Origin of the sequence: Georgenia ruanii (assembly GCF_009193175.1) — a bacterium.
Classification (GTDB): Bacteria; Actinomycetota; Actinomycetes; order Actinomycetales; family Actinomycetaceae; genus Georgenia; species Georgenia ruanii.
The window spans coordinates 183,962-197,992 of record NZ_VUKE01000002.1 but is presented as its reverse complement, the minus strand read 5'-3'; the positions used below and the strand labels follow the sequence as shown (position 1 = coordinate 197,992).

The window sequence follows — 14,031 nt, the reverse complement described above, 5'->3', positions numbered from 1 at the left end:
TCGGTGCCCGATGAGCGTCGCCGCCGCCGCCCCGGCGCCCGCCGTGCCCCGGCCGGCCGCCACCCGCGAGCCGTGGGCCGGCACCGGCGCGCTGCTGTGGCTGTACCTGCGCCTGGACCGGGTGCGGGTGGCGGTGTGGGTGCTCGCCCTGACGCTCACGGTCGCCGGCACCGTGCCCGCGCTGCAGGCGGCCTACCCCGACGCCGCCGCGCGCCAGACCCGCGCGGCCCTCATGACCAACCCCTCCGCGGTGCTGATGACCGGCCCCGCCTTCGGGGTGCACGACTACACCTTCGGCGCCATGGTCGCCGACGAGCTCAGCCTCACCGTCCTCGTGGCGACGTCGATCATGGCGATCCTCCTGGTGGTGCGGCACACCCGGGCCGACGAGGAGGCCGGGCGCACCGAGATCCTCCGCGCGCTGCCCGTGGGCCGCTTCGCCCCGGCGACGGCGGCGCTGCTGTTCGTCACGGTCGCGTGCGTCGGGGTCGGCGCGGGGGTGACGGTGGGGCTGCTCGCCGGCGGGCTGGAGGCGGCCGGCTCGGCGGCCATGGGCCTTGGCGCCGCGCTGACCGGGCTGGTCTTCGGCGCCGTCGCCGCGGTCACGACCCAGGTGACGACGCACGCGCGCGGCGCGTCCGGCCTCGCGCTGGCGGTGCTGGGCGCGGCGTTCCTGGTCCGCGGGGTCGGCGACATCATGCGAACCGGCGGGTCCTGGCTGTCGTGGTTCTCCCCGCTGGCCTGGGCCCAGCAGACCCGCCCGTTCGTGGAGCTGCGCTGGTGGCCCCTCGCCCTCTCGCTCGGCGCCGTCCTGGGGCTGCTGGCCGCCGCCGTCGTCCTCGCCCAGCGCCGCGACCTCGGTGCCGGGCTGCTGCCGGCCCGGCCCGGCCCGGCCGGCGCGCGGCCCGCCCTCCTCTCCCCCGCCGGCCTGGCCGCGCGACTGCTGCGCGGGTCGTTCGTCGGCTGGGCGGTCGGGCTGTTCTGCTTCGCCGTGGCGTTCGGCAGCCTCGCCCGCTCCGTCCAGGACGCGGTGGCCGACCTGCCGCAGATCGGCGAGTGGATCGGCGGCGGGTCCGTGCTCGAGGACATGACCGCCACGTTCGCCGCCGCGATGCTCTCCTACCTCACCCTGGGCGTCGCCGCGTTCGCGGTCGGGGCGGTGCTGCGGCTGCGCGCCGAGGAGGAGGCCGGCCGCGCCGCGCCGGTCCTGGCGGCCGGCGCCTCGCGGGCGGCCTGGCTGGGCGGGTGGCTCGCCACGGTCCTCGCGCAGGCCGTGGCGCTCCTCGTCCTCGCCGGGATCGGCCTGGGCCTCGGCGTGGCGGTGGCGACCGGCGACGGCGGCGCGGTCGCCCGGCTCACCGCCGCCGCGCTCGCCTACCTGCCGGCGGTGCTCGCCACGGCGGGTCTCGCCGTCGCCCTGCTCGGGCTGGCGCCGCGGCTGGCCTCGCTGGCCTGGGCGGTGGTGACGTACGCGATCTTCGTGGCCTGGTTCGGCCCGCTGCTGGGCATGGCCGGCTGGGCGCAGGACCTCTCGCCGGTCGGGCTTACCCCGAACGTGCCGGTCGAGGCCGCCGCCGTCGGGCCGCTCGCGCTGCTCGCGGCGGTGGCGGCGGTGCTGGTCGCGGCGGGGTTCGCGGGGTTCCGGCGCCGCGACCTCGCCGGGTGAGGGGCCCGCGCCGCCCGGCGGGTGAGCCTGCGCCGCCCGGCGGGTGAGGGAGAACACGCTGCGCCGCGCGCCCGCGCGCAGTTACCGTCGAGGTCGATCCACTTCGCCGACAGGTGGCGGTCTGCCCCCGGCGGTACCCTCGACCTGGCGCGGCGACTGCCGCGCGGAAGCCGGAGCAACATGACGCGTCAGCTCGTCGTGACCGCTGACGACCTGGGCCTCGACGCCGAGACCAACGAGACGATCGCGGACCTCGTCGCCGGCGGACGCGTCACGTCCACGACGCTGATGACCGTCGCCCCGGCCGCCAAGGACGCCGTCGAGCGCGTGCGCACGGCGGGCCTGCCCGCGCCCCGCCTGCACGTGACCCTCACGAGCGCGCGGGAGATGCACCCGTGGCGCCCGCTGGCCGAGGGCGTCGCCACGCTCACCGATCTCGACGGCGCCTTTCACACCGATCCCGGCCGGCTCGCCGGCGCCGCCACCCCCGCCGACGTCGACCGCGAGATGAGGGCGCAGCTGGCCTGGATGCACGACGCCGGCCTGCGGCCCGCCGGCCTGGACTCCCACTCCGGCAGCCTCTACGGCACCCGCGGCCGGGCCCTGCTGCCCGCCGCGCTGGAGTTCTGCGCCGACAACGGCCTGGCCTTCCGCCTGCCGCGCCGCCTCCCCCGCCTCGTCGACGCGGCCTGGCGCGGCAAGGTGCGCCGGCGCTACGACGAGGGCGTCGCCGCCGCCGCCGCGGCGGGCGTGCGGCTCCCCGACGCCCTGATCGGGTGCTGGCTGCCCGGCCGGCTGCTCCTCGGCGGCTACGCCCAGCTGCGCGCCGGGGTGCTCAACCAGCTGCGCCACCTGCCCGAGGGCGTCTCCGAGCTCATCCTGCACCCGGCCCCGCCGCGCGCCGCGCGCCGGCTCGACCGGGCCGAGGGGCGCAAGCGCGTGTGGGAGCTGCGGCTGCTGCGCGACCCGCTGTTCTGGCGCACCCTGCGCAGGGAGGGCATCCGCCTGGCACCCGCCTGGTAGGCGCCCCGCCGCTCCCGCAGCCGAACCGGCAGGTTGGTCGCAGCCCGGCTGGCAGGTTGGTCGCTGCTCAGCGCTCCTGCGCCGGCGCGGCCGGCGCCGCCACCACCGCGGGCGCCGGTGCCCGCAGCTCGTCGTAGCGCACCGCCACCAGCCCGGCCACGATGAGCACCCCACCGAGCAGCTGGACCGGCAGCGGCAGCTCGCCGACGAGCAGCCAGGCGAACAGCACCGCGAACATCACCTCGGTCAGTCCGACGAACGAGGCGACCTTCGAGCCCAGCCGCCGCGTGCCGGCGATGCCGGTGGCGTACGCCGTCGCCGTCGCCACCAGCGACAGGGCGGCCAGCGGCACCAGCCAGTGCACCTCGAGCCCGGCAAGCACCACGGTTCCGGCGGCGGCGCGCATCGGCATCAGCCCGGCGGCCCCGGCCCCGCCCAGGGCGAGCGCGGCGACCACCATCGCGCCGGCGGCCATGACCAGCGGCGGGAGCCCGGTGCGCTGGTGCGCGGACAGGACGAAGTAGACGGCCAGGCCGACGGCGGCCCCCAGCCCCCACAGCACCCCGCCGAGGTCGACGCGCACCCCGCCGGTGACGTCGAGCACGAGGACCAGGCCGGCCAGGGCCGCGACGATGCCCAGCACGGTGAACCGCCGCGGGCGCTGGCCGTGGCGCACCCACAGCCAGCCCACCACGAGCAGGAAGCCGAGGTACTCCAGCAGCAGCGCCACGCCCACCGACAGGGTGGTCACGGCGTTGAAGTAGAACAGCTGGCACGCGGCCATCGCGAGCAGCCCGTACACGGCGATCAGCGGGAGGTTGCGCCACAGCAATCGCCACCGCCCGCGCAGCGCGACCAGCGCGGGCACGAGCAGGATGAGGGCGCCGCCGGCGACCCGCGCCGTCACCGCTGCCCCGGGCGACCAGCCGGCCTCGAGCAGCGACTTCGCGACCGCGCCGGAGGTGCCGAACGCGGCCGCGGACGTCAGGGCGAACGCCAGCCCTGGACGCAGGCTCCGGTCGTCGGCCGCCACGGCTCCCCCCTCGCTCGCCGCACCTGTGCGGCAGGCCGGCGGGGTTGATGTCATGAGTCAAATGCGTGAGACTCATGACACTAGTCCTGCCCGGTTTAAGGGGTCAACGTGGTCTTCAGTCGTGACACCGAGATCGGCCTCGTCACCGCTGCGGCGCTCGTGAACACCCTCGGCGCCGAGGAGGATCGGCTGAGCACCCTCGCCGATCTCGACGCCTTCGTCACGCACTGGGAGTTCACCGGCGCGCTTCGCCGCGACGACGCCGAGCTGCAGGGGGTGCGCGCCCTGCGCCCGGTGCTGCGGGGCCTGTGGGCGGCCCGCGACCCGGACGTCGTGGCCGCTGGCGTCAACGCCCTGCTGACCGACGCCCGCGCGCTGCCCCAGCTCGTCCGCCACGACGGGTGGGACTGGCATTGGCACGCGACCCCGCACGACGCCCCGCTGGCCACCCGGATGGCGGTGGAGGCGGCGATGGCGCTGGCCGACGTGGTGCGCGGCGGCGAGCTGGACCGGCTGCGCGTGTGCGCCGGGGAGGACTGCGCGGACCTGGTCGTGGACCTCTCCCGGAACCGCTCGCGGCGCTACTGCGACAGCGGGTGCGGCAACCGCGCCAACGTCGCCGCCTACCGGGCGCGCAAGGCCGCGTCGTAACCCAGGTGCCGCAGGCCACGCCGATCACCGCCGACATGATCGCCCGCGCCGCCAAGGGCAGCGCCGCCACCGGGCCGGGGGTCCCGCCGGGGCACGGGCACGGGCACGGGCACAGGCACAGGCACAGGCACAGGCACAGCCCGGAGAACGCGCCACGAAGTCCCGGTGCCGCGGCGTGTCGGCACGGCGTGTCGCGCACGTGCCGCGCGCTCGAGGGAACTTCGTGGCGCGTTCTCCGTCGGCCGCCGGCCCGCGCGCGGGCGGTCAGGCCTCGAGCCGCATGGCCTGGCGCCAGGTCAGCGCCGTGCCGCTCTGCATGACGGCCCGCTGGTAGATCTTCTCCCCCAGCCGCAGCAGCAGGTAGGCGGCCGCGACCGTCAGGAGCAGGGAGGCGACCGGCTCCCACAGCGCGACGTCGTCCTTCACCATGCGGATGGGCATCGCCACGGAGGACACGATCGGCACGTAGGACGCGCCGGTGAGCCACGCCCCCTCGGCGAACAGGCCGGCGAACAGCGCGACCATGATGATCCCGATGACCGGGCCGGTGTTGGACTGCAGGTCCTCGCTGCGGCTGGCCAGCGAGCCGAGCACGGCCCAGATCGACGCAAGCGCGACGAAGCCCGCGACGAAGAAGACGATGAACCACCCCGACGCGCTCAGCAGCCAGCCGAGGTCCTCGGCCAGCCCGGCCACGTTCACCGCGATGAGTGCGACCACGGCGTACAGGGCCACCTGGGCGAGGGCGAGGATCGTGTTGCCGAGCACCTTGCCGTAGAGGAGCTGGCGGACGGGGATGGCCGTGGCGAGGATCTCGACTACCCGGTTCTGCTTCTCCTCGAGCACCGAGTTCGCGATCGCCATGCCGAAGACGATCGCGGCCACGTAGAAGAGGAAGGCGAAGACGAAGCCCACGCCGTTGGCCATGGCGCTGCGCTCGCCACCGTCGAGCAGCTCGGTCTCCAGGGTCGACCCGGCGGTGAGCGCGGCCACGGTGGTGCCGGCCGCCCGGGCGTTCGCCTCGAGGGCCGTGGCCTCGACGGCGTCGCCCAGCGCGCGGCTCAGCGTCGCGCTCACACCATCCAGCCCTACCAGGGTCCAGCCGTCCTCGGCTTGCAGCAGGGCGGCGTCGGCCTCCTCCGCCCGCACCGCGGCGCGGGCGGCGTCGGCGTCCGGGAGCTCAACGGCTTCGAGGGTGTCGCCGGAGTCGTCGGCCGTGATGGCCGGCTCCGCCCGGACGACGACGTCGCGCGCGGCGTCGGAGGCGACGGCGACGGTGAAGTCCGTGCTGCGCGAGCTCACGAAGGCGGAGATGCCGACGCCGGCCAGGATCATCACCAGCGTGAGGCCGGTGGAGAGCAGGAAGCTGCGGTCGGTGAGCTTGACCATCATCTCCCGGACCGTGACGACCAGCCAGGGGTTCTTCACCGTCGTCGCCGCGGGGCCCTGCGTCGTGGTGCTCATCGGGTGACCTCCCGGTAGATCTCGGACAGGGTGGGCCGCAGCGGGGTGAACTCCCGCAGGCCGAGGGCGACGGCGCGGCTCAGGACGCGGTCGCGGGCGCCGTCGTCGAGCTCGACGACGGCCTGGGGGCCCTCGACGTCGACGACCTGGACGCCGGGCTCCTCGCGCAGCCAGCCCGCGTCGGGCTCGGTGGCGATGCGGAAGCGGCGCGGCCCGCGGGCGCGCAGCTCCTCGCTGGTGCCGGCGGCCATGATCTTGCCGTCGGAGAGCACCACGAGGGACTCGCACAGCCGGTCGACCAGGTCGAGCTGGTGGCTGGAGAACAGCACCGGGACGCCCTCGCGGAGCCGGTCGCGCAGCAGGTCGACCATGGAGTCCACGGCGACCGGGTCCAGGCCGGAGAACGGCTCGTCCAGGACGAGGGCCGTCGGGCCGTGCAGGAGGGAGGCGACGATCTGCACGCGCTGCTGGTTGCCGAGGGAGAGGGACTCGAGCTTGTCCTTCAGGCGGGCGCCCAGGCCGAAGCGGTCGAGCATGCGGGTGGCCTCGGCCGTGGCGTCGCGCCGGGTCATGCCGCGCAGCTGGCCGAGGTAGGTGAGCTGGTCGATGACCGTCTGCTTGGGGTACAGGCCACGCTCCTCGGGCATGTAGCCGAAGAGGGCGCGGTCGGCGGCGGTGATCGGGCGCCCGCCCCACAGCACCTCCCCGCCGTGCACGGCGAGGACGCCCATGATCATGCGCATCGTGGTGGTCTTGCCGGCGCCGTTGGCGCCGACGAAGCCGGTCATCCGGCCGGGCTCGACGACGAACGAGACGTCGTCGACGGCGGTCTTCGCGCCGAACATCCTGGTGAGGTGCCGCACCTCGAGCGCGGGCGGCGTGTGGTGGCTCATCCCGGTCCCCTTTCTGGTCCGGGACCAGGCTAGGAATCGGCCGGTGTCGGGCGCTTCCGCCGGGGGGCGGATATTTCGCCGCGGGGCGGGTCGGTGACCGTCCGCCGGGCCTCCCCCGCGCGGCGGAGCGGCGGCGATCGCGGATGCGCCGGGCGGGCGGGTGGTGCGGAGCGGAGCGGCGGAGCGGGCGCGCTCAGACGCCGCCCGCGAGCCCGGCGCGGTAGGCGAAGACGACCGCCTGCACCCGGTCGCGCGAGTCGGTCTTGGCGAGGATGTTCGACACGTAGGTCTTCACCGTGGACTCCCCCAGGAACAGCTGGGCGGCGATCTCGGCGTTGGACAGGCCCTCGGCGAGCAGCGCGAGCACCTCGTGCTCGCGCGGGGTGAGCGACTCGACCGCGCGGCGCACCCGCGGGTCCTGGACGACGGCGGTCCCCGGCGCCCCGGGCGCCGTGCCAACTGCGGCGGCGCCGTCGGCCCTCGCGTGGTCGCCGAACGCGTCGGCGGACCCGGCCGGCGCCGTCCCGCCGGGTGTCTCGTGGCCCACCAGCCGCGAGATGACCTTGAGGGTCACCTCCGGCGCGAGCAGGGCGTGCCCGCCGGCCACGGCGCGGATGGCCTCGACGAGGTCGTCTGGGTCGGCGTTCTTGAGGAGGAAGCCGCTCGCGCCGGCGGCGAGGGCGTCGAAGAGGTAGTCCTCGCGGTCGAAGGTGGTGAGGATGATGACCTTCGCCAGCCCCGCGGCCACCACCTCGCGGGTGGCTTCGATGCCGTCCATGCCGGGCATCTGCACGTCCATCAGCACGACGTCCGCGGGCCGCTCGGCGAGCACGGCCAGCGCCTCGCGCCCGTTCGCCGCCTGGCCCACGACCTCGACGTCGTCCTCCACCGACAGGACCATGGCGAAGCCCGAGCGGACGAGGGCGTGGTCGTCGACGAGCAGGACGCGGATGGGGTCAGGCACGGGTTCTTCTTTCTACGAGCGGCGCTGCGCCGCGTGCGGGAGCTCACCGGCGGGCTGGAGGGATGGGCGGCCGGCTGGTGCGGGCGCGATCGGACCGCCGGTCGCGCGACCGAGCGGCAGGCGCACCCGCACCCGCCACCCGGCCGTCTGCGCGCGCGGGCCGATCTCGGCCTCCCCGCCGTGGAGGTGCACCCGCTCGCGGATGCCGCGCAGGCCGTAGCCCGAGCCGTGGCTGCCGGGGCGGCCCTGGCCGTTGTCGACCGCCTCCACCTCGGCCCACCGCGCGCCGTCGGCCCCGCCCGTGCGGAGGGTCACCTGCACGCGGGTGGCGGTGCTGTGCCGCACGACGTTGGCGAGCGACTCCTGCGCCGTCCGGTACAGCGAGAGCCCGACCGGCCCCGCCACCGCCTCGAGGTCGCCGGGCCGCTGCTCGACCAGGGCCAGCTCGACGTCGAGCCCGGGGCGCCGCTGCGAGGCGACCAGCTCGCGCAGCTCGGCCAGGCCCGGCTCGGGCGCGCGACCGCCGTCGCCGCCGCGCACGGTGTCGGTCTCGCTGCGCAGCACCCCGAGGAGCGAGCGCATCTCGCCCACGGCGGTGCGGCTGGCGTCCTCGATGGTGCGCAGGGCCTCGGCGGCGGCGTCGGGCGAGCGGGTGAGGACCTTGCGGGCGGCGCCGGCCTGCACCCCGATGACCGAGACGTGATGGGCGACGACGTCGTGCAGCTCGCGGGCGATGCGGAGCCGCTCGTCGACCACCGCCCGGCGGGCCAGCTCGCTGCCCTGCTGACGGATGTGCTCGGCCTGGGCGGCGAGGCGCTCGCGCTGCAGCGCCGCCCGCCACGACGAACGGCCCACGGCGATCGCGCCACCGAAGTAGACCAGGTTGATGCCGGCGGTGTAGAGCACCGCCGCCAGGGTCTGCGGCAGCGGGCCGGTCGGGCCGTCGTCGCTCTTGAACATCTCCGCGTAGCCGGCGGAGACCGTGAAGTTGATGACGATCCACAGGGCCATGGCCAGCAGCACGAGGCCCATCGCGATCCACAGCAGGCGCCGGTCCGGCGCCCACGCCACTGCCGCGTACAGGGCCGCGAAGTAGGCCACCTGGAAGACGACCTGCGACGACACCTCGGGGCTGAGGTAGGACAGCGCGACGAACGCGGCGCTGGAGACGACGAGCACGGTCAGCGGCAGCCGGCGACGGGCCGCCAGCGGCACGATCATCAGCGCGATGGCGACATAGCCGCGCCAGTCCGCCTCGCCGTCGAGCCGGATGCCCATGCTCTTCGCGAGCACCGTCATGACGAGGGCCGCGGCGACGAAGGCCAGGGCGCCCACGACGTCGTACCGCCGCTGGCGGGCGGTGGGGCCGGGCCGCTCCCACAGGGGGTCCTCGGGGTCGTTGAGCCAGGCGTTCAGCCGGTCCGGCAGCCCGGTGGGCGCGGGGACGGGAGGGGCCATGCCGGCAACAGTATCGGCGCTCCGCCGTCCCGAGATCCGCCGTCCGGCGGAGGTGGGGCAGGGCTCACGCCGCGGCACGTTGGCCAACTCCCCCGCCGGACGGAGGGAGGGACCGCACCCCTCCCCACCCGCGCCGCGGCGTCGACGGCCGCCGGGCACCTCAGCCCGGGCGCTTGGTCGCCCGGACGACGGTGAGGCCGCCGGCCTCGCTGGCGTCGGCCGTCAGGGCCGGGATGTCGAGGGAGCGCAGCGCGGGGCCGACGGCGCGGCCGACACCGCCCGGGGCCTCGACGAAGAGCCACACCCGCGCGCCCGGGGACATGAGGTCGGCGAGGGACTGGGCCACCGCTGTCGTGGTCGTGGTCCAGAAGAGGTTGACGTTGATGGCGAAGACGACGTCGAAGGGGCCTTCCGGGGCGATGTCCGGCCCGAGCTCCTCCAGCGGGCAGCACAGCGTGCGCAGGCGCCCCTGCGCGATCGCGGCCGCGTTGCGGGCGGCGGCCGCGGCCACGGCGGCGGCGGAGCGGTCGACGGCAAGGTAGGTCAGCCGCGGGTGGCGGGCGAGAAGGAGCTCGGCGGCCACGCCGCGCCCGCAGGCCAGCTCGAGGACCCGCTCGTCGCCGGCCAGGTCCAGCGCCTCGACGGCCCGGAGGATCCGCTCGGGTACCCGCGGGCGGCTCATCGCCCCGGCTGGCTCGGAGGGTGGATCGCGACCTCGGACGGCGTGACCTCACCGGACGGCGGGCGCGCGGCCACCTCGAGGAACCGGTGCGCGGCGACCTCGTACACGGTCTCCCAGCCGTCCTCCTCGTCCCACTGGCGGCCCACCTCGGCGAAGCCGTAGCCCAACACCAGGTTCCGCGAGGGCATGTTGTCGGGTCGGATCGACGCGCGGACCGTTCGCACCCCCGGCTCCCGGGCGGCCCGGGCCAGTAGGTGCTCGAGCGCCGCCCGGGCGTAGCCCCGACGGCGGAACGCCGGGTCGACGGCGTAGCCCACCTCGACCATGCCCGCCTCGTCCGGCGGCCCGTGGTAACCAGCCTTGCCGACGACCGCGCGCCGGTCGGCGTCGAGGACGACGGCGGTGACCCAGCCGACGGCCACCGGGTGCGCGGCGACCTGGGCGGCCCGGATGCGCCACGTGCCCACGCACTCGGGACCTGCCAGCCACGCCGTCACCGCCAGCCCGCTCGCCTCGCTGGCGGCGGCGACGTCGCCGGCCGCGAGCGCCCGGAGGGCCTCGAGGCCCAGGTGGACCAGCTCGATGCGCCGGCGGATGCGGGGGTGGGTCTCACTCATGCCACGACGGTCGCAGACCACCGCTCGCCTGTCGACGAGTTTGCGGCCGGGCCGACGGGTGCCCTCTCGGTCGCCCGGGCGGGAGGGCATGGCTTGGCCTCCGCACGTGGCGCCGGCCCCGGGGTCTCCGGGGCCGTCGCCACGTGGCTGGGCCGGCCGCGCCGGCCGCCCGTTCCGGTCAGTCCACGCGCCGTGCGTACGCCGGGATGGTGAGGAAGGTCGGGTAGTCCTCCCCCAGCGCGACCTCGGCGAACAGGGCGGCCGCCTGCGCGACGCGGTCGGCGCGCGCGGCGTCGTCGTCCGACTCCCCGAGCAGGATCGCCGTCTCCTCGTCGAGGACCTGCCGGGCGAGCTCGCGGGTGACCGGGCGGCCGTCCTCGAGCCGGGTGGCGTGGTGGATCCACTGCCACACCTGCGACCGGCAGATCTCCGCCGTCGCCGCGTCCTCCATGAGCCCGAAGATCCCGACGGCGCCGCGCCCACCCAGCCACGCCTCGAGGTAGCGCAGGGCGACGGCGACGTTGGTGCGCAGCCCGGCGGCCGTGACGGCGCCGGGGGTGGCGGCGACGTCGAGGAGCTCACCGGCGGTCACCGCGACGTCCTCGCGATGCCGGCCGATCTGGTGGGGCATGAAGCCGAGCACGCCGTCGAAGACCTCGCGCACGGCGGCGACCATGCCGGGGTGGGCCACCCAGGAGCCGTCGAAGCCGGCGAGGGCCTCGCGGCGCTTGTCCTCGCGGACCTTGGCGTCGACCATGGCGTCGCGCTCGGGGTCCTTGGAGGGGATGAAGGCCGACATCCCGCCGATGGCGTGGGCGCCGCGGCGGTGGCAGGTGCGCACCAGCAGCTCGGTGTAGGCCCGCATGAACGGCACCGTCATCGTCACGTCCGCCCGGTCCGGCAGGACGAACTCGGGCCGGGTCCGGAAGTTCTTGATGACCGAGAAGATGTAGTCCCACCGCCCGGCGTTCAGCCCGGCGGCGTGCTCACGCAGCTCGTAGAGGATCTCCTCCATCTCGAAGGCCGCCGTGATCGTCTCGATGAGGACCGTCGCGCGGATGGTGCCGCGCGCGAGGCCCAGGTGCTGCTCCGCGAAGGTGAACACGTCGTTCCACAGCCGCGCCTCCCGATGGCTCTCGAGCTTGGCCAGGTAGAAGTACGGTCCCACGCCGCGGCGGACCAGCTCGTGGGCGTTGTGGACAACGTAGAGGCCGAAGTCCACCAGGCCGCCGACCATCGCCTCCCCGCCCAGCCGCAGGTGCTTCTCGGTGAGGTGCCACCCGCGCGGGCGCACGACGATGGTGGCCAGCTCGCCGTCGTGCAGGGCGTAGCGCTTGCCCTCCGGCGCGGCGAACGTGATGGTGCGGCGGATGGCGTCGCGCAGGTTGACCTGCCCGCCGACCACGTTGGCCAGGTGCGGGGTGTTGGCGTCCTCGAGGTCGGCGAGCCAGACCTTCGCCCCGGAGTTGAGGGCGTTGATGGTCATCTTCCGGTCGGTGGGGCCGGTGATCTCCACCCGGCGGTCCTCCAGGCCGGGGGCCGGCGGCGCCACCCGCCAGTCCCGGTCCTGGCGAATGTGCGCGGTCTCGGGCAGGAAGCCGAGGGTGCCGCCGTCGGCCAGGTGGCGGCGGCGCTCCTGACGCTCGGCGAGCAGGTCGGCCCGCCGCCCGGCGAACCGGCGGTGCAGCTCGGCGAGGAAGGCCAGCGCCTCGGGGGTGAGGATCTCGCCCGCGCCGGGGACCGTGGGGCCGGCGACCTCCACCAGCGGGGCGGGCACCGCCGTCGCCCGGCGCGCCGCCCGGGCACGGGGAGCAGCCGCGGGCCGGGTCCGCCGCACGGGCGGGGCCGTGACGGGCTCCGCCGTCGTCGTCGCGGCGGGGACGACGGCGGCGGGCGTCCCGGCGGAGACCGACGTCCCGGCGGAGGCCCGGGTCCCGGCGGAGGCCAGCGTCCCGGCCGAGGCCGGCGTCCCGGCGGAGGCCGGCGTCCCGGCCGGGGCGGGCGACGGCGCGCTCGGGGCGACGACGTGCAGGGCGCTGGCGCCGCTGCGGCGCGGCGGGGCGACGGTGAGAGGCGTTCCGGTGGTGGTCATGGCCGTGTCCTTGTCCGCTGCTCGGTCTAGTGGAACTGCTGCTCTTCGGTGGACCCGCGCAGCGCGAGGGTGTCGCTCTCGGGGTTCAGCGCGGTGGAGACGAGGTCGAAGTAGCCCGTGCCCACCTCGCGCTGGTGCTTGGTGGCGGTGTAGCCGCGCGGCTCGGCGGAGAACTCCTTCTCCTGGAGCTCGACGTAGGCGCTCATGCCCCGGGCGGCGTAGCCCTCGGCCAGCTCGAACATGCCGTAGTTGAGCTGGTGGAAGCCGGCCAGGGTGATGAACTGGAACTTGTAGCCCATGGCGCCGAGCTCGCGCTGGAAGCGGGCGATGTCCTCGTCCGTGAGGTGCTTCTTCCAGTTGAACGACGGCGAGCAGTTGTAGGCGAGCATCTTGCCGGGGAACTCCGCGTGCACGGCCTCGGCGACCTGGCGGGCCAGGCCGAGGTCCGGCGTCGACGTCTCGACCCAGATGAGGTCCGCGTACGGGGCGTAGGCCAGGGCGCGGGCGACGACCACCTCGGGGCCGGGCGTGGTGCGGTAGAAGCCCTCGGGCGTGCGCTCGCCGGTGGTGAAGGCCTGGTCGCGCTCGTCGACGTCGGAGGTGATGAGGTTGGCGGCCAGGGAGTCGGTGCGCGCGACGATGATCGTCGGGACGTCGAGGACGTCGGCGGCGAGGCGGGCGGCGTTGAGGGTGCGCACGTGCTGGCGGGTGGGCACGAGCACCTTGCCGCCCAGGTGCCCGCACTTCTTCTCCGAGGCGAGCTGGTCCTCGTAGTGCACGCCCGCGGCGCCGGCGGTGATGAGCGCCTTGGCCAGCTCGAAGGCGTTGAGCGGGCCGCCGAAGCCTGCCTCGGCGTCGGCGACGATCGGGGCGAGCCAGTCGTTGCCGGTCTCGGTGCCCTCGGACCAGGTGATCTCGTCGGCGCGCAGCAGCGCGTTGTTGATCCGCCGGACGATCGTGGGCACCGAGTTGACCGGGTAGAGCGACTGGTCGGGGTAGGTGTTGCCGGCGGTGTTGCCGTCCGCCGCGACCTGCCAGCCGGAGAGGTAGATGGCCTGCAGGCCGGCGCGGACCATCTGCACCGCCTGGTTGCCGGTGATCGCGCCCAGGGCGTGGACGTAGTCCTTGGTGTGCAGCAGCTCCCACAGCCGTTCCGCGCCGCGGCGGGCGAGGGTGAACTCCTCGCGCACCGAGCCGCGCAGCCGCACGACGTCCTCGGCGGTGTAGTCGCGGCGGATGCCGGCCCAGCGCGGGTCGGACGCCCAGGTGCGCTCGAGCTCGGCGGCCTCGGCGCGCTGGCGCTCGGCGAGGGTGGGGCGGGTGGCGGTCGGGGTCTCCAGCGTGCTGGTCATCGGTGCTCCTCGGTGACGTCCGGCGGGGGTGTCGCTCCGCCCGGCCGGGTGAATGTCGTTGTGAATACACAGTGGCTGCGTGATTCACCTCACAACCACTGCTAACCTGGGTGAAGTTCGCTCGTTCTTCACCCTT

General features: G+C 75.3%; 12 protein-coding genes. 3 read left to right on the top strand and 9 right to left on the bottom strand.

The window, feature by feature from the left end; genetic code table 11:
- Positions 1-10: 10 nt before the first annotated feature.
- Together GD880_RS03875 and GD880_RS03870 are read left to right on the top strand one after the other, a co-directional pair.
- The gene (locus GD880_RS03875) at positions 11-1,666 is read left to right on the top strand and encodes an ABC transporter permease (RefSeq protein ID WP_152230304.1); all 1,656 of its coding nucleotides are present in this window, start codon (positions 11-13) and stop codon (positions 1,664-1,666) included.
- Positions 1,667-1,846: 180 nt separating this feature from the next.
- Positions 1,847-2,689, top strand: a complete 843-nt coding sequence (locus tag GD880_RS03870) for a carbohydrate deacetylase (protein WP_152230303.1) — start codon at positions 1,847-1,849, stop codon at positions 2,687-2,689.
- Positions 2,690-2,756: 67 nt separating this feature from the next.
- Here the strand turns inward: GD880_RS03870 and GD880_RS03865 are convergent, their stop codons facing one another.
- Positions 2,757-3,722 (bottom strand): EamA family transporter, encoded by a 966-nt coding sequence (locus GD880_RS03865; RefSeq protein WP_226909358.1) that lies wholly within the window; start codon positions 3,720-3,722, stop codon positions 2,757-2,759.
- Between the two features lie 108 nt (positions 3,723-3,830).
- On the opposite strand from GD880_RS03865, the gene GD880_RS03860 reads away from it, so the two are divergent.
- Entirely contained in the window at positions 3,831-4,373 is a 543-nt protein-coding gene (locus tag GD880_RS03860) for a CGNR zinc finger domain-containing protein (protein ID WP_152230301.1), read from the top strand.
- A 264-nt stretch (positions 4,374-4,637) separates the two neighbouring features.
- Here the strand turns inward: GD880_RS03860 and GD880_RS03855 are convergent, their stop codons facing one another.
- From GD880_RS03855 to aceA, 8 genes are all read right to left on the bottom strand, one after another.
- The gene (locus tag GD880_RS03855) at positions 4,638-5,837 is read right to left on the bottom strand and encodes an ABC transporter permease (RefSeq protein ID WP_152230300.1); all 1,200 of its coding nucleotides are present in this window, start codon (positions 5,835-5,837) and stop codon (positions 4,638-4,640) included.
- A complete protein-coding gene (locus GD880_RS03850; protein ID WP_152230299.1) occupies positions 5,834-6,730 on the bottom strand; it encodes an ABC transporter ATP-binding protein in 897 nt (298 codons plus the stop codon). The genes GD880_RS03855 and GD880_RS03850 overlap by 4 nt, the downstream gene beginning before the upstream one ends.
- A gap of 193 nt (positions 6,731-6,923) precedes the next feature.
- Complete coding sequence (locus GD880_RS03845; RefSeq protein WP_405002723.1) at positions 6,924-7,631, bottom strand: response regulator; 708 nt, start codon at positions 7,629-7,631, stop codon at positions 6,924-6,926.
- Positions 7,632-7,706: 75 nt separating this feature from the next.
- A complete protein-coding gene (locus tag GD880_RS03840) occupies positions 7,707-9,152 on the bottom strand; it encodes a sensor histidine kinase (protein ID WP_152230297.1) in 1,446 nt (481 codons plus the stop codon).
- A gap of 160 nt (positions 9,153-9,312) precedes the next feature.
- Positions 9,313-9,834: a class I SAM-dependent methyltransferase gene (locus GD880_RS03835; protein WP_152230296.1), complete on the bottom strand. Its 522-nt coding sequence runs from the start codon at positions 9,832-9,834 to the stop codon at positions 9,313-9,315.
- Complete coding sequence (locus tag GD880_RS03830) at positions 9,831-10,451, bottom strand: GNAT family N-acetyltransferase (protein WP_152230295.1); 621 nt, start codon at positions 10,449-10,451, stop codon at positions 9,831-9,833. Before GD880_RS03830 ends, GD880_RS03835 begins: the two co-directional genes overlap by 4 nt.
- Before the next feature lie 178 nt (positions 10,452-10,629).
- Complete coding sequence (aceB, locus tag GD880_RS03825) at positions 10,630-12,543, bottom strand: malate synthase A (protein WP_152230294.1); 1,914 nt, start codon at positions 12,541-12,543, stop codon at positions 10,630-10,632.
- A 26-nt stretch (positions 12,544-12,569) separates the two neighbouring features.
- Complete coding sequence (gene aceA / locus GD880_RS03820; protein ID WP_152230293.1) at positions 12,570-13,895, bottom strand: isocitrate lyase; 1,326 nt, start codon at positions 13,893-13,895, stop codon at positions 12,570-12,572.
- Between the last annotated feature and the right edge of the window lie 136 nt (positions 13,896-14,031).